Source organism: Chromobacterium sp. LK11, assembly GCF_001043705.1.
Lineage (GTDB): Bacteria > Pseudomonadota > Gammaproteobacteria > Burkholderiales > Chromobacteriaceae > Chromobacterium > Chromobacterium alkanivorans.
This window is the reverse complement of the sequence record NZ_LDUR01000013.1, coordinates 61,548-85,914: the sequence shown is the minus strand read 5'-3', so window position 1 is coordinate 85,914 and position 24,367 is coordinate 61,548. Positions and strand designations below refer to the sequence as shown.

At 66.0% G+C, this 24,367-nt stretch carries 21 protein-coding genes, 2 tRNA genes and 1 pseudogene; 17 read left to right on the top strand and 7 right to left on the bottom strand.

Going from position 1 to position 24,367, the window contains the following annotated elements; translation table 11 throughout:
* Positions 1-18: 18 nt before the first annotated feature.
* From VK98_RS09250 to VK98_RS22730, 3 genes are all read left to right on the top strand, one after another.
* Positions 19-95, top strand: a tRNA-Met gene (locus VK98_RS09250).
* Positions 96-130: 35 nt separating this feature from the next.
* A tRNA-Met gene (locus VK98_RS09245) sits at positions 131-207 on the top strand.
* 152 nt (positions 208-359) lie between these two features.
* Positions 360-1,193 (top strand): ABC transporter substrate-binding protein, encoded by an 834-nt coding sequence (locus VK98_RS22730; RefSeq protein ID WP_053077303.1) that lies wholly within the window; start codon positions 360-362, stop codon positions 1,191-1,193.
* Positions 1,194-1,211: 18 nt separating this feature from the next.
* Here the strand turns inward: VK98_RS22730 and recC are convergent, their stop codons facing one another.
* Positions 1,212-4,421 carry an exodeoxyribonuclease V subunit gamma gene (gene recC / locus VK98_RS09235; RefSeq protein ID WP_048413755.1) on the bottom strand — a complete coding sequence of 1,070 codons (3,210 nt, stop codon included), beginning with the start codon at positions 4,419-4,421 and terminating at the stop codon, positions 1,212-1,214.
* A 212-nt stretch (positions 4,422-4,633) separates the two neighbouring features.
* Between recC and VK98_RS09230 the strand changes: the two genes are divergently transcribed.
* The 10 genes from VK98_RS09230 to VK98_RS09185 all read left to right on the top strand — a co-directional run bounded on the left by VK98_RS09230 (position 4,634) and on the right by VK98_RS09185 (position 12,708).
* Complete coding sequence (locus VK98_RS09230; RefSeq protein ID WP_048413754.1) at positions 4,634-5,065, top strand: type IV pilin protein; 432 nt, start codon at positions 4,634-4,636, stop codon at positions 5,063-5,065.
* On the top strand, positions 5,047-5,562 hold the full coding sequence (locus VK98_RS09225; protein WP_197083009.1) for a prepilin-type N-terminal cleavage/methylation domain-containing protein: 516 nt from the start codon (positions 5,047-5,049) through the stop codon (positions 5,560-5,562). The genes VK98_RS09230 and VK98_RS09225 overlap by 19 nt, the downstream gene beginning before the upstream one ends.
* On the top strand, positions 5,552-5,941 hold the full coding sequence (locus tag VK98_RS09220) for a hypothetical protein (protein ID WP_048413752.1): 390 nt from the start codon (positions 5,552-5,554) through the stop codon (positions 5,939-5,941). Before VK98_RS09225 ends, VK98_RS09220 begins: the two co-directional genes overlap by 11 nt.
* Positions 5,934-6,629 (top strand): prepilin-type N-terminal cleavage/methylation domain-containing protein, encoded by a 696-nt coding sequence (locus VK98_RS09215; protein ID WP_048413751.1) that lies wholly within the window; start codon positions 5,934-5,936, stop codon positions 6,627-6,629. The genes VK98_RS09220 and VK98_RS09215 overlap by 8 nt, the downstream gene beginning before the upstream one ends.
* Positions 6,626-8,638, top strand: a complete 2,013-nt coding sequence (locus VK98_RS09210; protein WP_048413750.1) for a hypothetical protein — start codon at positions 6,626-6,628, stop codon at positions 8,636-8,638. The genes VK98_RS09215 and VK98_RS09210 overlap by 4 nt, the downstream gene beginning before the upstream one ends.
* 224 nt (positions 8,639-8,862) lie before the next feature.
* Entirely contained in the window at positions 8,863-9,249 is a 387-nt protein-coding gene (locus VK98_RS09205) for a SirB2 family protein (RefSeq protein ID WP_048413749.1), read from the top strand.
* A gap of 85 nt (positions 9,250-9,334) precedes the next feature.
* Positions 9,335-10,351, top strand: a complete 1,017-nt coding sequence (locus VK98_RS09200; protein ID WP_048413748.1) for a peptidase U32 family protein — start codon at positions 9,335-9,337, stop codon at positions 10,349-10,351.
* A 25-nt stretch (positions 10,352-10,376) separates the two neighbouring features.
* Positions 10,377-11,306 carry a U32 family peptidase gene (locus VK98_RS09195; protein WP_048413747.1) on the top strand — a complete coding sequence of 310 codons (930 nt, stop codon included), beginning with the start codon at positions 10,377-10,379 and terminating at the stop codon, positions 11,304-11,306.
* A complete protein-coding gene (locus VK98_RS09190) occupies positions 11,293-11,727 on the top strand; it encodes an SCP2 domain-containing protein (RefSeq protein WP_048413746.1) in 435 nt (144 codons plus the stop codon). Before VK98_RS09195 ends, VK98_RS09190 begins: the two co-directional genes overlap by 14 nt.
* A gap of 207 nt (positions 11,728-11,934) precedes the next feature.
* Positions 11,935-12,708, top strand: a complete 774-nt coding sequence (locus VK98_RS09185; RefSeq protein WP_053077302.1) for a GGDEF domain-containing protein — start codon at positions 11,935-11,937, stop codon at positions 12,706-12,708.
* Position 12,709: 1 nt separating this feature from the next.
* On the opposite strand, the gene VK98_RS09180 is transcribed toward VK98_RS09185, so the two are convergent.
* Both VK98_RS09180 and VK98_RS09175 read right to left on the bottom strand, forming a co-directional pair.
* Positions 12,710-14,002, bottom strand: a complete 1,293-nt coding sequence (locus tag VK98_RS09180) for an FAD-binding oxidoreductase (RefSeq protein WP_048413745.1) — start codon at positions 14,000-14,002, stop codon at positions 12,710-12,712.
* Between the two features lie 174 nt (positions 14,003-14,176).
* Positions 14,177-15,142, bottom strand: coding sequence for a LysR family transcriptional regulator (locus VK98_RS09175; protein ID WP_048413744.1), 966 nt, complete (start codon positions 15,140-15,142; stop codon positions 14,177-14,179).
* Between the two features lie 617 nt (positions 15,143-15,759).
* Between VK98_RS09175 and VK98_RS09170 the strand changes: the two are divergent.
* The 3 genes and pseudogenes from VK98_RS09170 to VK98_RS09155 all read left to right on the top strand — a co-directional run bounded on the left by VK98_RS09170 (position 15,760) and on the right by VK98_RS09155 (position 19,437).
* Positions 15,760-17,673 (top strand): annotated as a pseudogene (locus tag VK98_RS09170) (ribonucleoside triphosphate reductase).
* Positions 17,654-18,361 carry an anaerobic ribonucleoside-triphosphate reductase activating protein gene (locus VK98_RS09160; RefSeq protein ID WP_048413741.1) on the top strand — a complete coding sequence of 236 codons (708 nt, stop codon included), beginning with the start codon at positions 17,654-17,656 and terminating at the stop codon, positions 18,359-18,361. The pseudogene VK98_RS09170 and the gene VK98_RS09160 overlap by 20 nt, the downstream one beginning before the upstream one ends.
* 278 nt (positions 18,362-18,639) lie before the next feature.
* Complete coding sequence (locus VK98_RS09155; RefSeq protein WP_081862609.1) at positions 18,640-19,437, top strand: LuxR family transcriptional regulator; 798 nt, start codon at positions 18,640-18,642, stop codon at positions 19,435-19,437.
* 7 nt (positions 19,438-19,444) lie between these two features.
* Here VK98_RS09155 and VK98_RS09150 read toward each other — a convergent pair whose 3' ends face one another.
* A complete protein-coding gene (locus VK98_RS09150; protein WP_048413740.1) occupies positions 19,445-20,110 on the bottom strand; it encodes an acyl-homoserine-lactone synthase in 666 nt (221 codons plus the stop codon).
* 413 nt (positions 20,111-20,523) lie between these two features.
* Here VK98_RS09150 and VK98_RS09145 point away from each other — a divergent pair, with 413 nt between their 5' ends.
* Complete coding sequence (locus VK98_RS09145) at positions 20,524-21,705, top strand: nitronate monooxygenase family protein (protein ID WP_048413739.1); 1,182 nt, start codon at positions 20,524-20,526, stop codon at positions 21,703-21,705.
* Between the two features lie 90 nt (positions 21,706-21,795).
* Here the strand turns inward: VK98_RS09145 and VK98_RS09140 are convergent, their stop codons facing one another.
* From VK98_RS09140 to VK98_RS09130, 3 genes are all read right to left on the bottom strand, one after another.
* A complete protein-coding gene (locus tag VK98_RS09140) occupies positions 21,796-22,590 on the bottom strand; it encodes a MetQ/NlpA family ABC transporter substrate-binding protein (protein ID WP_048413738.1) in 795 nt (264 codons plus the stop codon).
* A 79-nt stretch (positions 22,591-22,669) separates the two neighbouring features.
* Entirely contained in the window at positions 22,670-23,347 is a 678-nt protein-coding gene (locus VK98_RS09135) for a methionine ABC transporter permease (RefSeq protein ID WP_048413737.1), read from the bottom strand.
* Positions 23,347-24,357 (bottom strand): methionine ABC transporter ATP-binding protein, encoded by a 1,011-nt coding sequence (locus VK98_RS09130; protein WP_048413736.1) that lies wholly within the window; start codon positions 24,355-24,357, stop codon positions 23,347-23,349. The genes VK98_RS09135 and VK98_RS09130 overlap by 1 nt, the downstream gene beginning before the upstream one ends.
* Positions 24,358-24,367 lie beyond the last annotated feature (10 nt).

Genomic DNA, 24,367 nt, shown 5'->3' with positions numbered 1-24,367 from the left:
TCGTGCATCGAAAAACGTGGCGAATTAGCTCAGTCGGTTAGAGCGACGGAATCATAATCCGCAGGTCCGGGGTTCGAGTCCCTGATTCGCCACCACAGTTTGCGAAGAGTTGTTTTCGACAAGTCTTCACGGCGAATTAGCTCAGTCGGTTAGAGCGACGGAATCATAATCCGCAGGTCCGGGGTTCGAGTCCCTGATTCGCCACCAAAATGAAAAGGGTCAGCGCAAGCTGACCCTTTTCGCATTCCCGCCGCCTCCCGGCCCGCCCTCGCCGCTTATCCACAGGCGGGAGCGAGAACGCCAAGTTATCCCCAGTCGTCGTCCAACTATAGTGAAGCATCCCTCACCGGAGCCTCGCCATGCGCCTCCTGCAAGCTGGAATCCTCTGCGCCGCCGTCCAGGGGCTGCTCTGCGCCGCCGCGCTATGCGCCGGCTTGGGCCAGGCCTCGTCTCCGCCGGCCGTCGGCGCCTGCGGCCGGGAATTGAGCGTAGGCTGGGACACCAGGCCCCCTTACCATTATCTGTCCGCGCGCCAACAGCTGGACGGCTATTCCGTCGCCGTGCTCAACGAGGCCGCGCGCCGCGCCGGCTGTCAGCTGAACTACCTGCAAATGCCTTGGGCGCGCAACTTGCTCAACGTAAAAAACGGGCAGGTGGACATGGCGATGAACGCGCTGAAAACCCCGGAGCGCGAGCAGTTCGCCCACTTTGTCTGGGCCGACAATCCCTCCACGGTGCGGATCTGGAGCCTTAGCAGCAACGCCGCGCGCTGGCCGATACACCGCCTGGCCGATCTGGACAAGCACGGCAAGCTGGTGCTCGGCGTCACCCGCGGCGACAGCTACGGAGCCATTATCGACGCCTGGCTGAAATTCCCGCCGCCAAGCGTCAGCGTGGACAGCGGGCCGACGCAGGACATCAATATCCAAAAACTGAGGGCCAGACGGCTGGACCTGCTGCTGGCCAGTAGCGTCACCATGCGCGCGGCGCTGCAGGCCCAGCCGGCGGAAGCGGAGATCGTGCCGCTCGCGCCGGTGTGGAATATCGGAGGCTCTTATTTCATCTTCAGCAAAAGCAGCGTGCCGCAACCGGTGGTGGACGCCTTCCAGCAGGCCCTGACCAGCATGCGGCGCGACGGATCGATCCACGCGCTGTATCAGCAGTACTTCGAAGCGCCGTATCCGGAGGACTGAGCCGGCGCGGCGGCCGCCTCAATCCTCGCCGCCGCCCTGCAGTCGCTCCGCCAGCGGCAGCAACAGAGTTTCCGCCAGCTGGGCGAACAGAGGGTCGTCCAGCGGCTGCTGATTGCGGAAGGCCAGCGCTATCGCCGCCTCGTCCTTTTGCGCGACGCCGCCTTCGCGGACAAAGCTCGGATCCCACTTTTCCAGCGCTTTCTGCAAGGCCTTGTCGCGCCGCTCCGGCTCCGCGGCCAAGGCCTCGGCGTAAGCCCAGCTGGTGCGGCCGAAGCAGGGCAAGGGCTGATCCTGGCCCTGACGCCAGCGCGCCAGCCACGGCTCCAGCAAGGCCAAGGCCTCCGGCTCGTCCTCCAGCAACAGGCCGCCGGCGTCGTCGTAGCAAGCGCTGCGGCAGGCCACGCCCGGCGGCCGCGCCGCGCACAGGATCAGATGACCCAGCCACAAGGCCACGCGCTGGGCGGCGTTGATCTTGCCGACGACGAAGCTCAGCTGGCCTTCGGGCCGCAGGCCGGTGAGCTCGCCCACCAGGGTGAGGCCGGCCGCCTGCAAATGGACCGGCTGCGGCGGCAAGACTTCCCGGCTCAGCGCGGCCGGCAGCCGCGCCGCCAGCTTGACGCTGGAGCGCGCCTCCTCCACCAGCCAGGCCCGGCCCAGCGCGGCCGGCGGCAACAGGCCGGCGGCGGCGACGCGCTCGCGCACCGGCGCTTGCGGACGACGGTGCAGCATGGCCTCCACCAACTGCCTGCGCACCGCCTGGCTGGCGTCGCCGTCCACGGTGAAGGGCTCGCGCACCGGCAACTCCTCGTCGCCGCCGAACAGGCGGATGGCGAGCCGGTCCGCCAGCCAAGCGCGTACCGGATTGCGCCAGAAACGGATGAAGTCGTGCAGATTGACCACGCCGCTGAGCGCCGCCGCCGGCAGCGCGCCGACGAAGGGCCGCGGCGCGGCCTCCGGCTGCGACAAGGCCGCGGCGAAGGTGGGTTCGAAACTAGCCAGCCGCGGGTCCGCGCCGTCGTAGGCGGCGGGCGAAAACGGCTGCAGCGGATGGCGCACCATCAGCGTCCGGCCGAGATCCTGGCCGCACATGGCGGAGAAGCAGTCCAGCAGCTCGGCGATCAGCGGCGACGGCGGCAGGGTTTCGCCGCTGCGGGCGGATTGCCCCACATAGGACAGATACAGCTTTTCGCGCGCGGAGAGGATGGCCTCCAGGAACAGATAGCGGTCGTCGAAGCGGCGCGAGCGGTCGCCGCGACGCGGATGGCGCGCCACCAGATCGAAGCTGACCGGGCGCTCGTCGCGCGGGTAGGCGCCGTCGTTCATGCCTATCAGACACAACACGCGGAAGGGGATGGAGCGCATCGGCACCATCGCGCAGAAAGTCACCCCGCCGGAAAGAAAGCCCAGCGGCGAGGCCAGCGTCAGCTTGCGCTTGAGCCAGTCCCGCACCACCGGCAGGCCCACCGCCTGCTCGAAACCGGCCAGCGCCGCGTCCTCGGCCAATTCCGCCAGCGCGCCGCGCAAGACCTCCAGCGCTTTCTCGTCGTCGGCGTCGGCGTCGAACAAAGACTCGCAAGCCTGCTGCAGCCGCTCAGCCCACTCCGCCGGACTGGCCGGCCGCGCCCATTCTTCCGCCGTCCGCTCCAGTTCGCGGTAGCAGGCGGCGAAGCGCCCCAGCGCTTCCGCCAACTGGCCCTGGGCGCTGCTGTGCGGCAACAGGCCGGCGTAGAGGCCGCTGTCGTCCCCGGCCAGGGCCGGCGGCAACACCGCGCCCAGCAGCAGCCGGTCCAGGCCCCAACGCCAGGTGAACAGCGGGTCCGCCGGCAAGCCCAGCGCCGCCTTGTGCGCGGCGTCCCGCCCCCAGCGGATGCCGGCTTCGCGCGCCCATTGCCGCACAAAGGGCACGTCGGCGTCGTCCAGTCCGAAGCGGCGCAATAGCGCCGGCGCGTCCAGCAAGGCCAGCACCTGATCGGCGGCGAAGCGGGAATCAGCCAGATCCAGCAAGGCGGCGTAGCTGGCCAGCAACGGTTCTTCGCGCGCGATGCGGCGATCGGCGATGCTGTAGGGGATGTCCGGCGCGGCGTCCTCCTGCGGACGGGCGCCGAACACCGCGTCGATATAGGGCGCGTAACTGTTGATGTCCGGAGTCAGCACCGCCACGTCGGCGGGGTTGAGCCCGGGATCCTCGCGGAACATCGCCAGCAAGCGGTCCTTCAGCACCTCCAGTTCGCGCATAGGTCCGTGGGCGGCGTGGATCTGCACCGAATCGTCGTCCGCCGCCAGCGGCCGCGGCGCGTCCTTGGGCTCGTTCAACTGCAGGATGTCGCGCTGCAGCCGCGCCAGCAGCGCGTCGCCGCCGGGGACGTCGAACAAGGGGCGCGCGTCCAGCTCGCTGTCCTCGGCGATCAGCTCGAAGAAGTCCCGCCCCTGCTTGCCCAGGGACGCCAGCAGAGGATGACCCTCGGTGGCGAACAAATCCCCCTTCTGCTGCAGCTTGAGCTTGCGGCGGGCGTCGACGATGTCGCCCCAATACGCCTCGCAGGGATTGAGGGTGAACAGGCAGACGTCGGTGAGCTGGGACAGGCGCTTGACCAGGGCCAGATACATCGGCGCCAGGCTGGCGATGCCGAACAGCGTCACCCGCTCCGGCAGATGCTCGGCCTTGAGCTCGGCGAAAAACTCGTCCAGCATGCGCACGCGGTGGCGGCCGGGATCGCTGTCCGCCAGCCTCCGCCACAGCGCGGCCTGCCAGGCTTCGTCCTCGCCCAGGCCCAGCAACTGGCCGGCCTCCCAGCCGCGTATCCAGTCCGGCCGGAACACCAGGTATTGGTCGAAGATGTCCGCCACCTTGCCGGCCAGCTCGAAACAGGCGGCCTCGCCGCCCTCCAGATAGCGCGACAGGGCGAGAAAAGGCTCGCCCTCCAGCGTGGGCAGCAGCTCCATCAGCCGCCAGCTCAGCACTTCCGGCGTGAACGAGGACTTGCGCGGCAGCTCCGGCATCACCTGCTGCATCAGCCGCCAGGCGAAGGCGGCCGGCAGCACGAAGTCCAGATTGGCGGCCACGCCGTTGCTGCGCGCCAGGTCCAGCGTGATCCAGCGGCCCATGCCGCGGCTCTGCACGATCACGGTTTCCGGCGCGAAGGGATCGGACAGCGGCAGGCTCTGGCTCATGCCGCAAAACAGCTGGCCCAATTGCTCCAAGCGGTTGGACTGGTAAAGAAGCAGCATGCGGGAATAGGCGGTAGGTGAAATCAGGCCAAGTGTAGCATCCGCGGCCCGGATCGGCCGCATGCGCCGCGCGCGGCAGATAATGCCGCGCGGCGGCGCGCAGGCGGCGGCTTGCTTTCCGGCAGGATATTTACAAGGCATATTGATGTCAATCAATACCAATATGAGTCCAATAAAGCTAAAATATGACGTTTATTTAACTAGGCGATGTCGTGAGCGCATCCGTCCGGCCGCAAGGCCATTCCGGCTTCACCCTGATCGAGATGATGGTGGTGGCCGCCATCGTCGGCATTCTGCTGCTGGTGGCGGTGCCGTCCTACCAGCGCCATGTGCAGGCGGCCAAGGCCAATACCGCCAAGAGCGACCTGATGGCCCTGAGCCTGGCCCTGGAAAACCACAAGCTGCTGCACCTGGCCTATCCCGCCGCCAGCGCGGACAGCGCCAGCGCCATCCGCGCCGCGCTGGGCAACAGCAGCTGGCAGCCGGCGCAAGCGGAATTCAACTACGGCTACCAGCCGCAGGGCGGCAGCTTCCTGCTCACCGCCAGCGGCGTCAGCCCGCAACTGTCCGGCTGCGTGCTGAAACTCAGCGGCGCCGACCATAGCGCCAACACCAGCACCTCGGCGTGCCAGACCCAATGGTGAACGCGTTCCGCCGCCAGCGCGGCCTGAGCCTGATGGAATTGTGCGCGACGCTGGCGCTGATCGGCCTGTTGGCGCTGCTCAGCGTGCCGCTGGCGCAGGGCTGGAGCGACGCCCACAAGCTGACGCTGGCGCGCAGCCAGCTGGCGCGGGCCTACGCCCAGACCCAGGCCGCGGCCTTGAGCAACCCGCAGGCGGCGGCGCCGGACCAGGCCGCCGCGGTGCTGATGTCCAGCGCCGAAGGCCAGCTGTGCGTATTCGCCGGCGCGCCGGCCAGCGGCACTCAGGGCGAGCGCTGCCAAGGCGCGGCGCTATGGCGCGCCGCCGCGCCGCGCCCGGTCTCCCTGGGAACAAGCTGCCTGCAAACGCCCGCCGCGCAATGCCTGGCCTTGAACAACCAGGGCCAGCCGCTGGCGGCGCAGGCGGCCGGCGTCGCCTGCGGCACCCGGCCGGCCTACTGCATCCGCGGCGCGCAACAGGAGCTACGCGGTGACCTATAAGGCGCAAAGCGGCGTCAGCCTGCTGGAAAGCCTGATCGCCATGCTGCTGCTGATGCTGACCGGCCTCGGCGTCGTCTTCGTCAACGCGCGCAGCCTGGGCAGCCAGCAACAGCTGCAACAACACGCGCTGGTCCTGAGCAAGGCGCGGGAGCAGCTGCAACAAGGCGGGCTGCTCTGCGACAGCGCCGACGACTGGCCGCTGGCCAGCGGCGTCAGCGCCACCGCGCGGCTGGCCTGCCGCTCCGCGCCCGCGGTGACGCTGCGCGGACAACCGCGGAACGGCGGCGCCGAAATCGCCGCCAACGCCCAGCTGCGCGGCCAGACCCTGCAACTGCGGGACGCGGCCTCCGCCACCCTCTCCCTGAGCAATCATGAATAAGCGCGCCGCCGGCTTCACTCTGCTGGAACTGCTGATCGGCATGCTGCTGGCCCTGATCACCACGCTGGCGATGCTGACGCTGTATCGCCAGACCGCGCGCAGCGTGTTCGATCCGGACCAGGGCAGCGCCAGCCTGTCGCAGCGGGACGGCCAATTGATGGCGGCCCTGCTCAGCGTGCAGCAACAGGCGCAGGAAGCCGGCTTCGGCGCCGCCGGCGGCCGCGAACAGAACCTGCAGCTGCTGTCGGTCAGCGATTTGCGCCTGGACGCCGACGGCGCCGTCAGCGCGCTCAGCGCCGCGCCGGCGGCTTCCGGCAGCGCCAACGCGGCGGTGTGGCGCTATCGCCCGCAGCTGGACGCCGGCGCTTACGCCTGCCGCGGCGTGGCCCGCTTGGGCGAAGCCGGCCAGAACAGCGTGCTGTACCAGCTGCAGGCCGACGACTGCGCCGCCATCGCCGACGCGCTGACCCAGCCCTCGCTATGGCGCGCCCGCGCGCTGACCGGCCCGCTGCCGCCGCGGCATCAACTCAGCATGGCCTTGCGGCTGGAACAGCCCTGCTGGCCCTACGCCGCGGCGACGGCGGCGAGCCAGACCTTCCCGCAGCTGCTGCTCAACTACGACAACGCGCAGCAAGGCGAAGCCCGCAGCTTCGCCAGCTGCCTGACCAATCTGGCTGCCCCCGCATGAGAGCCCGCCGCCGCCCGCCCTCCCCGCCGCGCCGCCAGCGCGGCGTCGCCGCGGTGCTGATGGTGCTGCTCACCGGCATGGCCCTGACCGCGCTGGCGCTGGGCGGCATGCACCATCTGCGCGGCCAGCAAGAGCTGACCCGCTCGCTGCGCGGCAACAGCGAGGCGCAATGGCGCGCCTGGACCGGCGCGGAGCTGGTGCGGCAATACCTGTCGGCGCTGACGCCGGCGCAACTCAAGGCGCTGGAACTGGACGGCGCGGCGCTGAGCCTGGACCGCGCTAGCCTGCCGCCGGAAAGCCAGGGGCTGGCCGACGCCCTCCGGATCAAACTGTTGCCGGCGCCGCGCGCCGGCGGCGTCGTGGTCGACGACGACAAGGCGGCAGCCTGGATCACCGCCGCCAGCGGCGACGCCACGGTGACGCTGGAAGTGGTCTACCAATTGAACGGCGCGCCGCCGCCGACCAGCGTCAACGCCGCCGCGCAGATCCGCGGCGGCCTGTCCACCAGCGGCAATATTGTGGTCACCGGCGCCAAGGACGCGCTCTTGCAAGTGGAAGGCGCGGTGGACACCAGCGGCAGCCTGAGCGGCGTCAGCGCGATCCAGGCCACCGGCGACATCCTGTTCCAGGGCAATCCGGAGCGCGGCGAAGGCCAGACTCCGCTCAGCCTGTGGAGCAACGGCGACATCCGCGTCAACAGCGGCCAGTTCCTGACCCTGAAAGCGCGCGGCAACATCGTCATGGGCAGCGGCAGCGACGTGGAAACCGCCGCCGCCAACGGCTCGGTCGGCAGCAGCGGCGAACGAGTCGGCCGGCTGTCCGCCATCGGCGACGTGACCCTGGCCGGCAACGTCGCCGTTTCCGCGCAATTGCTGAGCCAGGGCGATGTGCGCACCAGCAGCAGCAACCGGCTGAACGCCTTGCGCGCCCAGGGCCTGCTGGACAGCCGCGGCAACGCCAACATCGACGACGGCCTCATCGGCGGCGCCTTCAGCCACAACGGCGCGCAAATCTTCGACGCCGCCGGCCAAGCGCGCCAGCCGCCGCCGAACACCGTGCGGGTGCGCCACCAGGCCGGGCTGAAAGTGCCGCTGGAGCCGGTGCCGGAGTTCCGCCTGGGCGCGACCCGCGTCAACGCCAACGACTACCGCGACGCCGCCAACCTCATCGTCTACTGGGATGCGGCGGACCGTTCCGCCGACGCGCTGCAGCGCATCCGCGTCCGGCTGCGACATGTGGCCGGCGTGCCGGACGGCGCGGTCTACCGGCTGGGCCGGCAGCGCGCCGACGACTGGCAACGCAACGATCTGTGCCCGGCCTTGCAGGCCGACGGCAGGCGCTGCGCGCCGGTGGCCGGCCAGCCGGCCTTGCGGCTGTGCGAGAGCGACGCCGAAAGCTGCCTGTCCGGCAGCGCCGCGCAGCAATGGCTGCTGCGCCTCAAGCCGCCTCAGGGCATGCTGCCCGGCGTGGTTCTGTTCGAGGGCAATCTGTCGCTGTACGGCCGGCTGGACAACGCCATTCTCGCCACCGGCCACATCGAGACCAGCAGCAATGTGGAACTGTGGAGCCTGCGCCAGGCCGGCGCGGCGCGCGTCTGCCGCAGCCCGGACTTCCCTGACGTCTATCCGCTGAACCATTGCGCCGCGGACCGGAACGCGCTGCGCGAATCCCCGCTGCTCGGCATTGCGCTGCTGGCCGGCGGCTACGACGCGGCCCAGGCCTTCGGCGGCGGCAAGATCCGGCTGGGCGCCAGCAACCGCATCCACGGCGCGGTGCTGGCCGGCGATACTCTGGACACCGCCGGCAGCACCCATATCTTCGGCCCGGTCAGCGCGGGGCTGCAAAGCCGCCCGCCCGGCGCGCCGCCGCCCTCCCGGCCGCTGAACAGCCTGGGCGCGGAAACCGTGATCGACATCAGCGGTCAGAACGGTTTGCCGGGCGAAGGCGGCGGCGGCACGCCGAACCCGCAAACGGGCGCGGCGCGGGTATTATGGGCGCGCTATCGTTAAGCGCCGTCTAAGAACCTGCTCAACGTCTACCGCGCTTCAGCGATACGGCGTTGAAAACTAGCTCAAAATGCTCATGTACCACGTGTACATTCCGCTTTTTCGCTAGTTTTCGCCTTGTCTCGCCCTTGCTCACGAGACTTTGAACAGGCTCTAAGAACCTGTTTACGATCCAGCATGCCTTGCGAGAGCGTAAACCCGTTCTAACTCCTCAACTTTGGACGCCTATGTATCCTTATCTGATCGTCAAACACGCCCACATGGGCTTCGCCTATCTGTCGATTCTGCTGTTCGCCGTGCGCGGCGGCCTGATGCTGGGCGGCAAGCAGAACATCCTGGCGCTGAAGCCGGTGCGCATCCTGCCCCACGTCATCGACACCCTGCTGCTGGGCTGTGCCATCGCGCTGGTGATCATGGGCGGCTGGCCCGTGCTGCAAAGTCCCTGGCTGCTGGCCAAAATCGTCGGCCTGGTGCTCTACGTGGCGCTGGGCACCATCGCTCTGCGCCGCGGCAAAACTCCGCAAACCCGCTTGATCGCCTTCCTCTGCGCGCTGGCGGCGGTGTTCTACATCGTGCTGGTGGCCAAGACCAAGCTGGTCTTCCCTTTCTTCTAAGCCCTCCGCCTACGCTTGACCCAGAACAAGGCCCCGCAACGCGGGGCTTGTTATCGTCGGCGGGTTTTGAACCGGACCGACCAAGATGGCTCTGCACACATCCCTGCCCGAGCTGGTCTGCCCCGCCGGCAGCCTGCCGGCGCTCAAGGCCGCGGTGGACAACGGCGCCGACACCGTTTACCTGGGCCTGAAAAACCAGACCAACGCCCGCAATTTCGCCGGGCTGAATTTCGACGACGCCAGCGCGCGCGAAGGCATCGCCTACGCGCACCGCCACGGCCGCAAAGTGCTGCTGGCGATCAACACCTTCGCCCAGGGCGGCGACGCCTCCCGCTGGCGCGCGGCGGTGGACCAGGGCGCGGCGCTGGGCGCCGACGCGCTGATCCTGGCCGACCTGGGCTTGATGGCCTACGCCGCCGAACGCCACCCGCAGCTGCGCCTGCACATGTCGGTGCAAAGCTCGGCCACCAATTACGAAGCCATCAACCTGGCGCGCGACATGTTCGGCATCCGCCGCGCGGTGCTGCCGCGGGTGCTGACCCTGGACCAGGTGCGCCACGTGATCGAGCACACCGACGTCGAGATCGAAGTCTTCGGCTTCGGCAGCCTGTGCGTGATGGTGGAAGGCCGCTGCCAACTGTCCAGCTACGCCACCGGCGAATCGCCCAACACCCACGGCGTGTGCTCGCCGGCCAAATTCGTGCGCTGGGAGCCGGGCGAGCGGCGCATGAACGCCCGCCTCAACGACATCCTGATCGACAGCTACCGCGACGACGAACCCGCCGGCTACCCGACGCTGTGCAAGGGCCGCTTCCAGGTGCGCGACGAAACCTATTACGCGCTGGAAGAACCCACCAGCCTCAATGTGCTGGACATGCTGCCGCAAATCATCGCCAGCGGCGTGGCCGCGATCAAGGTGGAAGGCCGCCAGCGCAGCCCGGCCTACGTGGCCCAGGTGACGCGCGCGCTGCGCGAAGCGCTGGACGCCGCCGGCCGCGACGGCGCGCGCTTCCAGCCGCGCCCCGCCTGGCACCAGGCGCTGAACAAGGTGTCGGAGGGGCAGCAGCAGACGCTGGGCGCCTACAACCGGCCGTGGAAATGAGCGCCGTCCCGATGGAAAACCGCCAATGACAAGCCTTAATCTGCAATTGACGCTGGGACCGGTGCTGTTCTTCTGGCCGCGCGACACCCTGCTGGACTTCTACGCCGCCGCCGCCGACTGGCCGCTGGACCGGATCTATCTGGGCGAGGTGGTGTGCTCGCGCCGCCAGCAAATGCGGCCGCAGGACTGGATCTCGCTGGCGCGCGACCTGGCCTCCGCCGGCAAACGCGTCACCCTCAGCTGCCAGGCGCTGCTGGAGAGCGAGTCCGATCTGCGCCGCGCGCGCCAGCTGGCCGCCAACGGCGACATCGCGCTGGAAGCCAACGACCTGGGCGCGATCAAGCTGGCGCGCGAACACGGCCTGCCCTTCGTCGCCGGCCCGCATCTGAACATCTACAACGCCGACACCCTGAAACTGATCCGCGACTGGGGCGCCGAACGCTGGGTGCCGCCGGTGGAAATGGACCGCGCCACGCTGGCCGAACTGCTGGCCCGCTACGCCGAGATCGGCGCGCCGATCGCCACCGAGCTGTTCGCCTGGGGCAAGCTGCCGCTGGCGCTGTCCGCGCGCTGCTTCACCGCCCGCCATTACAATCTGAGCAAGGACGACTGCCAGTTCCGCTGCCTGGAGCACCCGGACGGCTTGAACATGCGCACCCAGGACCAGCAGGACTTCCTCACCCTCAACGGCATCCAGACCCTGTCCGCCGGCTGCCACAGCCTGCTGCCGCATCTGCGCGGCCTGGCCGCCGTCGGCGTCGACGCCGTGCGCGTCAGCCCGCAGTCGCGCGCCACCGGCGACGTGGTCGCCCTGTTCCGCCAGGCGCTGGACGGCGCCGACCCGGGCACGCTGCAAGCCGCCAGCGGCCGCCTCGCCGACGCCGAACTGGTGGACGGCTATTGGCGCGGCCAGGCCGGCAACCAAGCCCTAGGAGTTTCCCATGCGCATTCCTGATCTCGCCCTGCCCGCCGCCGCCGCCGCGCTGCTGTCCCGGCTGCCGGCCGCGCCGCCGGCCTGGCTGCTGGTCGCCAGCCTCAATCAACTGGCGCGGCGCGGCGTGCTGCCGGCGGACATGGCGCTGCTGAGCGGCCGCCGCTTCGCCATCCGCGTGCTGGACGCCGGCCTGACGCTGCGCTTCCGCGCCGATGAACAAGGCTTCCGCCGCGACCCGGACGCCGCCGCGCCCGATTTGCAGCTCTCCGCCACGCTGGCCGACTTCGCCCGCATGATGCTGCGCGAGGAAGACCCGGACACGCTGTTTTTCCACCGCAAGCTGCTGATAGAAGGCGACACCGAGCTGGGGCTCATCGTCAAAAACCTGCTGGACAGCGTGGACTGGAGCGCCACGCCGCTGGCGCGCTTCATGGCCGTTTAAACGCCGCTTCAAGCGCCCGCGAGCCGGGCGGGACAAGGCGAAAACCGCTGGTCAAGCCGAAGCCCGGCTGGCCTTCGACGGACTTTTGGAGCGCCTCGCCGGCGCTCGCTCCTTGTGGCCGAGCCGAGTTTGGGCTAATCCGAAAAGAATAAACGCAATCGAACCGCCTCCCGGCGGCCTGCACTCATCGGAAACGGCCCAAGCCCCATGAAGCCACGCCTGTTCAGCCTGCGGCAGATCTTGCTCGACTTGGCCATCCTGCTCCTGGCCAATCTGCTGCTGCTCTGGCTGGCCCAGCGCTACCAGCTGCTCTCCGCGCTGGGAACAGGCCCCGACGACGGCAACGCGCAAACCATGGCGCTGGCGCTGCTGCTCTGCGTCAACCTGGCCGTGTCGCTGGCCTTGTTCGCCTACCGCCGCGCCCGCGAATCCCACGCCATGCTGCAAGAGCTCAACACCATCGCCGGCCAGGACGCGGTCACTGGCCTGGCCAACCGCCGCCAGGCCAACACCATACTCGAACGCGAAACCGAGCGCTCCTACCGCACCCGGCGGCCGTTTTCGGTGCTGCTGCTGGACATCGACCACTTCAAGGACGTCAACGACAACTACGGCCACCTGGCCGGCGATCAGGTGCTGGCCGCCTTCAGCCAGTTGCTGCAAAAGCGCGCGCGCCAACTGGACACGGTGGCGCGCTGGGGCGGCGACGAATTCCTGGTGATTTGCCCGGAAACCGAGCAGAGCGGCGCGCTGGCGCTGGCCGACGACATCCGCCAGCGGCTGGCGCAGACCGAACTGCCGGTGGTGAAACGCCTGACCACCAGCATAGGCGTGGCCACCCAGACACTGGACGACATGCCGGAAACCCTGTTGCACCGCGCCGACATGTATCTGTACGCGGCCAAGAACGCCGGGCGCAACCGGGCGGTGGGCGAAGCCGGCAGCGCCAACCGCGAACGCCGCCTCGCCCCCGACGAATAACTCACCAGCCCAGCCGGTCCCGCAGCCCGTACCACCACGCCCCCATGGTCAGCATCGGCACGCGGAACGCGCGGCCGCCGGGGAAGGGATAATGCGGCAGGCTGGCGAAATGGTCGAAGCGCCGGCTGTCGCCGTGGATGGCCTCCGCCAGCAAGCGCCCGGCCAGATGGGTGTAAGTGACGCCGTGGCCGCTGCAGCCCTGCGAATAATAGACATTGTCGCCGATGCGCCCGGCCTGCGGCAGCCGCGACAGGGTCAGCGAGAAATTGCCGGTCCAACCGAACTCGATCTTGTAGTCTTCCAGCTGCGGGAAGGTTTTCAACATCTTGGGACGGATCAGCCGCTCCACCTCGCCCGGATCGCGCGCGCCGTAGACGGTGCCGCCGCCGTAGAGCAGCCGGTTGTCGGCGGTCAGCCGATAGTAATCCAGCAGGAAATTGCAATCCTCGACGCAGTGATCGCCCGGCAACAGGCTCTTGGCCAAGGCCTCCGGCAAACGCTCGGTGGTCACCACCTGGGTGCCGCAAGGCAGGCTCTTCTCCGCCAGCGCCGGCAGCAGTTCCCCCAGATAAGCGTTGCCGGCCACCACCAGAAAGCGGCAGCTGACCTCGCCGCCAGCGGTTTCCACCCGCACCCGGCCGCCCGGATGAATCTTCAAGGCCGCCGTCTGCTCGAAAATCCGGCCGCCCAGCGACTCCAGCGCCGCCGCCTCGCCCAGCGCCAGGTTCAAGGGGTGGATATGCCCGCCCCAATTGTCCAGCAAGGCGCCGGCGTACTGATCCGACGCCACGATGCCGCGCATGCCCTCGCGGTCCACCAGGTGCAGGCCGGTATGGCCGTAGCGCTCCCATAAGCGCTTCTTGGCCGCCAGTTCGTCCAGCTGCTTCTGAGTGAAGGCGGCGAACACATTGCCGGTTTTCAGATCGCACTGGATGCCGTACTGCTCGATGCGCTCCCGGATGATGCGGCCGCCTTCGAAAGCCATCGCGCCCAGCGCCGCGGCCGCCGCCTTGCCGTGCCGGCTCTCGATCACGTCCATGTCGCGGCTGTAGCTGTTGACGATCTGGCCGCCGTTGCGGCCCGACGCGCCCCAGCCCACCCGCGCCGCCTCCAGCACCGCCACCTGATAACCGCGCTCCGCCAGGTGCAGCGCCGCGGACACGCCGGTATAGCCGGCGCCGATCACGCAGACATCGACCTGCAAAGCGCCTTGCAAGGGCGGGCGCTCCGGCGCCGGATGGGCCGATGCGGCGTAGTAAGAGCTCGTATGTTCCAGTCTGGCCGGCGCGTTCATGGCTGTCTCCTAGGCGAAGCGAACGCGGCGCGTCCGTTCATGATTGGTATAAAAATACAATACACGCGCTCATTATATTTAACAACACCTGGGAGAAAGGATGGCTGGCGGCGGCGAACGGACAAGAAAAAAGCCAGCGCGGAGGCTGGCTTCGGGATCAGGCGGAAACGGGGATCAGATGGCGTTTTTCTGGGCCGCCTTGCGCTTGGCGCTCAGGTCCAGCCCCGGCAGATCCGCCATGATGTCCGGGTGATCGGCCAATTTCTCCACCACGAAGTCGACGAAGACCCGGGTGCGCGGCGCGATGTGATCGCGATGCGGGAAACAGATGTAGATCGAGCGCTCCAGCGACACCATATCGGTCAGCACCGGCTCCAGCTCGCCGGAGCGGATCAGATGCACCACCTCATGGCCCGGCAACTGGGCCACGCCCATGCCCAGCCGCGCCAGTTCGGCCACCGCCTCCATCTCGTTCAGCGTGTAGGTGCCGTTGACCTCCAGCGGGATGCGCTCGCCCTTGCGGTCGAACTCCCATTTGAACAGGCGGCCGGACGTGGGGAACTGGAAATTGATGCAATCGTGGTTGCTCAACTCCTCCGGCGCGCTCGGGCGGCCGTGCAAGTCCCAATAGCCGGGCGAGGCCACCACGTACAACGGCATCTGCGCCAGATTGCGCGCCACCATGCGGCTGTCCGGCATCATGCCGGAACGCACGCCCACATCGTAGCCGTCCTCGATCAGATCGCTGAAATGATCGTCCAGGCCGAAGAAGACCCGCACCTTGGGATAGCGCTCGCAGAACTCGCCCATGATGGGCAGGATGAAGCGCCGGCCAAAGGAGTTGGGCATGCTGACCCGCAGATGGCCGGCCGGCTCGTCGCGGCTGGCCTTCAGCTGATTGATCGCCGAATCCAGATTGTTCACCGGCCCGCGGCACTGGGCGTAGAAACGGCGCCCGTCCTCGGTCAGCGTCAATTGGCGCGTGGTGCGGTTGAACAGGCGAACCTCCAGTTCCTGCTCCAGCCGGGCGATGCTCTGGCTGATGGCGGCCGGCGATACGCCCAGCTTGCGCGCGGCGTCGGAGAAACTGCCATTTTCCGCCGTGGTCATGAAGACCATCAATGCTTTTAAGGTGTCCATAATCAGGGATGTTCCAGGCTCGGCATCGCCTACCCTTCACGCCCGGACGGACGACCTGGATTTGACAATGCTGATAACATTATTAAGTAGTATCTCTTTAAAAAAGGGTACACCATACCCTTTGATGATTAAAGAAGAACTTGCAAATTGTTGTGAATGCATCTTCATGGACAAATCCACGCCAGGAACAGAACCGACCGCAGCTTCCCCACTGCACCGCTCGCGGAGCGCACTTTGTCATATAGTTTTACAGCTTAGTTGAAAATACATTGCCCTATTTTCTATGCAATCCAAGTATGCACCTGATTCAGTCTGAATGCCATGAGTTTGTTGCAACAGACTCAATGAAACAGCATCAAGTTGGCAACAATATGCCGCCGCTGCGCCAAGGCCGCCCTTGAGCGCCGCCACCGGCCCCAATCCAGCATAAGTCATGCGCTGTCGCAAACAACACGACATTGCGCTCCCAATGGCCAGGTTTTCGCCTTAAAACCCAGCCCCCGCCATCGCCAAAAGCGCCGCGCTTGATCCGCGTCAAGTTATCGCCACCTCAGGCACACAAGCGATAAAACACAATTTATAGTGGCGATCATTCGATAACTTCACTAGATATAGAAATGAGCACAGCCTCCGCGCCCACCGCCATGGTGGATGCCATCTCCGCGATCGACGAATATCTGGACCGGGCCGACTGGCGGGTCAACGCCAACGCCAATCAGGGCTACAGCCTGGGCGGCCTGATTCTCAACATCGCCGGCAAACTCACCGCCAATTACTGGCTGGAGCGGGTGCTGGCGCCGGAAGCGGCGCTCGCCCACCGCCAGGGCGACCTGCACATCCACGACCTGGACATGCTGTCCGGCTATTGCGCCGGCTGGTCGCTGCGCACCCTGTTGCAAAATGGCTTCAACGGCATCCCCGGCAAGGTGGAATCCGCGCCGCCGCGCCACCTGTCCTCCGCCTGCGGCCAGATCGTCAACTTCCTCGGCACCCTGCAAAACGAGTGGGCCGGCGCCCAGGCCTTCAGCTCCTTCGACACCTACCTGGCGCCCTTCGTCAAAAAAGACGGACTCGATTACGCCGCGGTGCGCCAGTGCGTTCAGGAACTGATCTACAACCTCAACGTGCCCAGCCGCTGGGGCACCCAGACGCCGTTCACCAATCTGACCTTCGACTGGACCTGCCCGGACGACGTCGCCGAGCAGATCCCGGTGATAGGCGGCGAGGAAATGCCGTTCCGCTACGGCGACTGCGCGCGCGAAATGGCCATGATCAACCGCGCCTATATCGAAGTGATGCTGGCCGGCGACGCCAAAGGCCGCTCCTTCACCTTTCCCATCCCCACCTACAACATCACCCGCGACTTCGACTGGCACGGCGAAAACACCGACCTCTTGTTCGAAATGACCGCCAAATACGGCCTGCCCTACTTCCAGAACTTCGTGAACTCCGACCTGGAGCCGCAAATGGTGCGCAGTATGTGCTGCCGGCTGCAACTGGACTTGCGGGAACTGCTCAAGCGCGGCAACGGCCTGTTCGGCAGCGCCGAGCAAACCGGCTCCGTAGGCGTCATCACCGTCAACTGCGCGCGCCTGGGCCACCGCTTCGCCGGCGACTACGCCGGGCTGCTGGCCGAAACCGACCGCCTGCTGGAACTGTCCCGCGACGCGCTAGAGAAGAAACGCAGCGAAGTGCAGGCGCGGATAGACGACGGCCTTTATCCCTACACCCGTCATTTCCTCGGCTCGCTGCGCAATCACTTCAGCACCATAGGCGTCAACGGCATCAATGAAATGATCCGCAATTACAGCGCCGACCGCATCGACATCACCAGCGACGAAGGCCACCAACTGGCCTGCGACTACCTGGACCACATCCGCCAGCGCATGGTCGAATTCCAGGAAAGCACCGGCCACCTGTACAACCTGGAAGCGACGCCGGCGGAAGGCACCACCTACCGCTTCGCCAAGGAAGACCGCAAACGCTACCCCGGCATCCTGCAAGCCGGCAGCGACGCCCATCCTTACTACACCAATTCCAGCCAGCTGCCGGTGGGCTTCACCGACGACCCCTTCGAGGCCTTGCAACGCCAGGAACTGCTGCAACGCAAATACACCGGCGGCACCGTGCTGCATCTCTATATGACCGAAGCAGTCAGCAGCGCCGACGCCTGCCGCGAACTGGTGCGGCGCGCGCTGTCCCGTTTCCGCCTGCCCTACATCACGGTGACGCCCACCTTCTCGATCTGCCCCAAACACGGTTATCTGTCCGGCCACCACGAATTCTGCCCGCGCTGCGACGCGGAACTGCTGGCGCGCCAGCCTTCATAAGCCCTCAAGAAAGGAAAGCTCATGACTCCCCCCACCCGCATCCCCGGCCAAGACGCCGCTCCGCTCCAGGACGAACAGCGCACCCGCTGCGAAGTCTGGACCCGCGTGATGGGCTATCACCGCCCGGTGCAGTCCTTCAATATCGGCAAGCGCGGCGAATTCGACGAACGGGTCTGCTTCAGTGAACGCGCAGGCAGCTGAGCCCGCAGCAGCCCGCATCGGCGGGCTGACGCCGTTCTCCAACTGCGACTGGCCGGGCAAGCTGTGCGCGGTGGTCTTCCTTGCCGGCTGCCCCTGGCGCTGCGCTTATTGCCACAACCCGCACCTGCTGCAACGCAAAGACGGCGAGACCCGCTGGCCGGAGATTCTAAACTGGCTGCGAAGCCGGGTCGGCCTGCTGGACGGCGTGGTGTTCTCCGGCGGCGAACCGTTGCAGGAGCCGGCGCTGCCGGCGCTGCTGGTACAGACCCGGGCGCTGGGCTTCGCCACCGGCCTGCATACCGGCGGCGCGTACCCGCAGCGCTTGCGGCGGGTTCTGCCGTTGCTGGATTGGGTCGGCCTGGACATCAAGACCGATTTTTGCGCCTATCCGGCGCTGACCGGCTTGCCCCGCAGCGGCGAGCAGGCCGAGGCGGCGCTGCACTGTCTGTTGCAAAACAACAGCAATTTTGAATGTCGCAGCAGCATACATCCGCATTGGCACAGCGAAGCGCAGCTGGCCGCGCTGGCGCGGCGGCTGGCCGCGCTGGGCGTCGCCGACTACCACTGGCAGCGGCTGCGCCCTCCGCCGTCCGCCGCCTTGCTCCCGGCTCCCGCCGGCTGGCCGGCGCCGAAGCTGATAGAAGAGATCGCGCCTTTGTTCCAGCGCTTCAGTTATCGGGAACACTGACAGAAGGTCCAGTTTTCCCGGCTTGTCCAAGCGTCTCCCTTATGACGCCCCGACTTCCCCCCTAGTTTGCCCCCCGTCAAATAGCACCAATTAAGTCATTGATCAATATAATTATTTCTACTTACGGATTTTTGGACAGGCAATTTGTTATAATGTCGGCGACGAATGCAACAGTCGCTGTTCTTGGCACCAGAACAAGGAGTTAGCGCTTCCCATGCCTTTTGCATGTGGGCTACTATCCAGCAGCGTAAAACCACAAGATCAAGAAAGATTTGCTCATGGTCATCTCAAATTCCGCGATAGCACGGCCGCTGCCCAGCGGCTTGTCCGCGAGTCAGCAATGGACGTTGCTGGAATGGATTCACCTTGCCGGACAAATCGAAACCGAAGCCGAGCTCAGGGCGTTTCTGGACATGTTGCTCAGCCAGGCGCCCTCCGAGCATATGGTCCTGGCGCTGGGACGCATCAACCAGCACCAACAGATTCAGCGGCTGGAGCGGGTCTTGAATGTCAGCTATCCCACGGAATGGCTGAAGCATTACATGGAGGAAAACTACGCCCAGCACGATCCCATCCTGAAGATCCATCTGGGCAGCGGCCCGGTGCAATGGCAGGAACGATTCAGCCGCGCCAAGGGCAAGGAAGAACGCAAATTCATCGCCGAGGCAGCCACCGTCGGACTGGAAAGCGGCGTCACCTTCAGCGCCGCCTCCAAACGCAATAATCTGGGTTGCATTTTCTCCGTCAGCGGCAAGGACGCCAGCTCCGACCCCAATCTGGTCGCCATGCTGGAATGTCTGACGCCCCACTTGCACCAAGCCGCGGTGCGCATCGCCAATCTGGCCCCGGCCACGCCCAGCTCCATGCCGCTATCGCAGCGTGAATACGATATTTTCCACTGGATGAGCCGCGGCAAGACCAATTGGGAAATCGCCACCATTCTGGACATCAGCGAACGCACGGTGAAGTTCCACGTCGCCAACGTCATCCGCAAGTTGAACGCCAACAACCGCACCCACGCCATCGTGCTTGGCATGCACTTGTTGCCGCCGCCCGGACTGCAGGTCAGCGATTAGCTGAGGATTAAGCCCACGCGGGAGCATGCGCACGGTCGTATTCCATCCAGGAACGGACGCATTCTCTTGGCGCCGCGACTTCCCGTCGCAGCGACTTGACGAACTCCGGATCAGCCTGCTCCCAGTCAAAGCAGCCCGCAACCGACATCACCCCGCCGTCAAGCGGCCTCGGTACGCCCACCGGCAGTATCGGGAAGCCCATCCTGGACAGATGCCGATAAAAAGACGGCTCCACCACGAAATACAACCAACGCACCTCGTTGGCGCGCGACCACTCCCATAAGCTCAGATACAATAAGCGCGCAATCGCTCTCGTCTCGCTGCCGGAAATCGACTTGCCCACCGCGAAGCGAGTGATTTCGCCGCACCCCGCGCCTTTGCGGATGCGCTCTCCCGGGGCCAGCAAACGGGCAAACTCCTTCTCGATCATGAACGGCCGATCGCCGAGCGTGAAACGAGCCGACCCCACCACTTGGTTCTGAGCGATCACCGCAAGATTGTCTGAGAACGCGTCATAATCATCCAGATCCAGTCCGTCCGGCCGCAGCGGCACCCACTGCAGCTGCTCGCGGAACACTTGATGACGAAACTTCAGCAAATCGATTTCATGAGGCGTCGCGTTGACCTTCTCCATCAGCAAACCGCCCAACTCCAGTGGAAAGAAATGCGCCATTTTATTTTCTCCAATCATCACGTTACCGGCACGGGCACTGTAAGAGCAGGACTGAACCGGGAAATCTGACCAAATGGACAGGAGTCGATTTTTGAGAATGTGCTAAGGCGGGGAAAAGCAGAAGGTCCTTGCCCTGGGCGGGGCAAGACTTCCGCCGCGCCATCCCTTCCCGCCAATTAATTCCAAGTGAATATTCAGGCGCACCACAATGACTTAACTAAAAATATCCTTACTAAAATCAAAAGTTTGCGTGCCGACTCCGCCCACGACAACCGCACAAGTCATTGAAGCATCGATCTTTTTCCCGCGTTAAAAAGCGAGCCATCCTTAGTTTTTTGCTCTAGAGCAAAGACTCTCAATCCCGCCGCGCCTAAGATCGCCTAGTTATTCATCCGTACCGGCATCGTTGCTAAATGACCACAAACATTCCGCTCTACGCTCCCCTGCAAATAGGACAACGCGCCCTGCTGCCCATCGTGCAGGGCGGCATGGGCATAGGCGTCTCCGCCAAAAGCCTGGCCGGCCACGTCGCGCGCGAGGGCGCGCTGGGCACCGTGGCCAGCGTCGATCTGCGCCATCTGCACGCCGACCTGGTCGAGCAGTCGCGATACGCGCGCGGCCAGGCCGAGCTGGACCGCCTCAACCTGATCGCGCTGGATCGCGAAGTGAAGGGCGCGCTGACCTACGCCCAGGGCCGCGGCATGGTGGCGGTCAATGTGATGAAGGCCGTGGCCTCCTACCCGGACTATGTGCGCCAGGCTTGCGAATCCGGCGCCGAAGCGGTGGTGATGGGCGCCGGCCTGCCGCTGGACCTGCCGGACATGACCGCGGACTTTCCCAAGGTGGCCTTGATTCCCATCCTGTCCGAGGCGCGCGGCATCGGCATCGTGCTCAAGCGCTGGATGAAGAAAGGCCGCTTGCCGGACGCCATCGTCATCGAGCATCCCAAGCACGCCGGCGGCCATTTGGGCGCGGCCAGCCTCGCCGAGTTGGACGCCGAACGCTTCAGCTTCCAGAAAGTGCTGGAAGACAGCCGCCAGCTGTTCAAAAGCCTGCAGCTGGAGGGCGAGCGCATCCCGCTGATCGTCGCCGGCGGCGTCAACAGCTTCGAGAAGATGAAGGCCTGCATCCAGGACTTCGGCGCGTCTGCGGTGCAGATAGGCACCGCCTTCGCCGTCACCCGCGAAGGCGACGCCCACGACAACTTCAAGCGCACGCTGGCCGAGGCCAAGCCGGAAGACATCGCCGAATTCATGAGCGTGGCCGGCCTGCCGGCGCGCGGGGTGCTGACGCCCTTCCTGAAAAGCTATCTGAAGCGCGAAGCCATCTTGCAGGCCAACGCCAAGCCCGATCCGGCGCGCTGCACCCAAAGCCTCAATTGCCTGAGCGCCTGCGGCTTGCGCGACGGCGTGGCCAAGATGGGCCAGTTCTGCATCGACCTCAAACTGGCAGCCGCCTTCCGCGGCGAAGTGGGCAAGGGCCTGTTCTTCCGCGGCGCCGATCCGCTGCCCTTCGGCGACGCGATGCGCAGCGTCAGCGAAACCATCCGCTACTTCCTGACCGGAGAGAGGCCGGCCGATCTCGCCGCGACATGAACCGGCGCTGAAGACGCCGACAAGACAAAGCCCCGCGGAGCGGGGCTTTGTCGTTCAAACCCAGAGATGCCGGGCGGCTCAACAAGAGGCTCAGAACGCCGGGATCACCGCGCCCTGATACTTGCTCTCGATGAACTTGCGCGCTTCCGGGCTGGCCAGCGCGGCAGCCAGCTTCTTCACGCCGGCGCTGTCCTTGTTGTCGGCGCGCGCCACCAGCAGATTGGCGTACGGCGAGGTGGTTTCGATGAACAGCGCGTCGCGCTTGGGATTGAGCTTGGCTTCCAGCGCGTAGTTGGCGTTGATCAGCGCCAGGTCCACCTGCGGCAGCACGCGCGGCAGGGTGGCGGCTTCCAGTTCCTTGATCTTCACCTGTTTGGCGTTGGCCGCGATGTCCTTCACCGTCGGATACAGATTGTGGCGGTCCTTCAGCTTGATCACGCCGCCCTGATCCAGCAGCAGCAAGGCGCGGCCGGCGTTGGTCGGGTCGTTGGGAATGGCCACGGTCGCGCCCTTGGGCAGGTCGGCCACTTTCTTGAACTTGCTGGAATAAGCGCCGAACGGCTCGATGTGCACCGGCTTGCTGGCCACCACCAGCTTGGTGCCGCGGTCCTTGTTGAACTTGTCCAGATAGGGGATGTGCTGGAAGAAGTTGGCGTCCAGGCGCTTCTCCGACACTTGCAGATTGGGCTGCACATAGTCGTTGAACACCTTCACCTCCAGCTTGACCCCTTGCTTGGCCAGGGTCGGCTTCAAGGCTTCCAGTATCTCGGCGTGCGGCACCGGGGACGCGGCCACGGTGACGGTCACCGGATCGGCGGCCAGCGCCTGCGCGCCCCACAGCGCGGTCACGGCGGTAAAGGCGAAGCGAGCGATATTCTTTTTCATGATGCGTTTTCCTCTATTCAACACAGGTTTTGGATTCAAATCTGTTCGAGTTTCCGATGGCGGCCGATGCGCGCTGCGCTCAGCCGCGTTGACAGCGCAGCACCAGCCGGTCGCCGAAACTCTGGATCAATTGCACCAGCAACAGCAGCAACACCACGGTCACCACCATCACCTCGGTCTGGAAACGCTGGTAGCCGTAACGCACCGCCAGATCCCCCAGGCCGCCGCCGCCGATAACGCCGGACATCGCGGTGTAGGACACCAGCGCCACCGTAGTCACCGTCGCCGCGCCCACCAGGCCGGGCAAGGCTTCCGGCAGCAACACGTGGCGCACGATCTGACTCAGGCTGGCGCCCATGGACTGGCTGGCTTCTATCACCCCGCGGTCCACCTCGCGCAGCACGTTTTCCACCAAGCGGGCGAAAAAGGGCGAGGCGCCGGCCACCAGCGGCGGAATCGCGCCGGCCACGCCTATAGAAGTGCCCACCAGCTTCAGCGTCAGCGGAATCATCACGATCAGCAAAATCACGAAGGGCAAGGAACGGAACACATTGACCAGGAAGGACAGCGTCGCGTACAGCCGCGGCCGCGCCAGCAACTGGCCCGGCGAGCTGACGTACAGCACCACGCCCAGCGGCAGGCCGAACAGCACGGTGAACAGCAGCGAAGCGCCCAGCATGGTCAAGGTGTCCAGCGTGGCCTGGCCGATTTCCAGCCAGTCCATGCTCAGTAATTGGGCCCAGTCGAAACCTTCCATCACAGCACCTCGCAACGCACGCCCTGACGGGCGAATAATTCCGGCAGGCTCTCCAGCGGGGCCTCCGACTCGATCACGCCGGCCACCAATTGGCCGAATGGCGTGCCCTTGATCTCGGACAGCGTGCCGCTGACCAGATTGAAGCGGGCGCCCGCCTCCTTGCCCACCACGTCCAGCACCGGCTGCAAGGTGGGATCGCCGACGAAGGTCAGCTTGATCAACGGCGCGCCCACGCGCTGCTGCCAGGTCTGGCGCGCCTCTTCCTGATACAGCCCGGTTTCCGCCAGCAGGCCGCGGGTCACCTCGTGCTGCGGATGCAGGAACACGTCCAGCACCGGCCCCTGCTCCACCACGCGGCCGTGGTCCAGCACCGCCACCTGATCGCATAGCTGGCGGATCACGCGCATCTCGTGGGTGATCAGCACAATGGTCAGGCCCAGCTGGCGGTTGATGTCGGCCAGCAAGGCCAGGATGGCGTCCGTGGTTTCCGGGTCCAGCGCCGAGGTCGCCTCGTCGCACAGCAACAGTTCCGGATGATTGGCCAGCGCGCGGGCGATGCCGACGCGCTGCTTCTGGCCGCCGGACAACTGCGCCGGATATTTGTCGCGGTGGCCGGACAGGCCCACCAGGGCCAGCAACTCCTCGACGCGGGCGTCCATATCGGCCGCGGACACGCCGCCGGCCAGTTCCAGCGGAAAACGCACATTGGCGGCCACGGTGCGCGACTTCAGCAGATTGAAGTGCTGAAACACCATGCCGATGCGCTGGCGGCGCAGCTGCAATTGCCGGCCGTCCAAAGCGGTCAGATCGGTGTCGCCCAGTCTCACCGCGCCGCGGTCCGGACGCTCCAGCAGATTCAGGCAACGCACCAGCGTGCTCTTGCCGGCGCCAGAGCGGCCGATGATGCCGAACACCTCGCCCTTGGCCACCCGCAGGCTGACATTGTCCAGCGCCGGCACGTCGCGGCCGTCCACCCGGTAATGCTTGTATAAGTTCTCTATTTCAATCATGCCTTGCCTC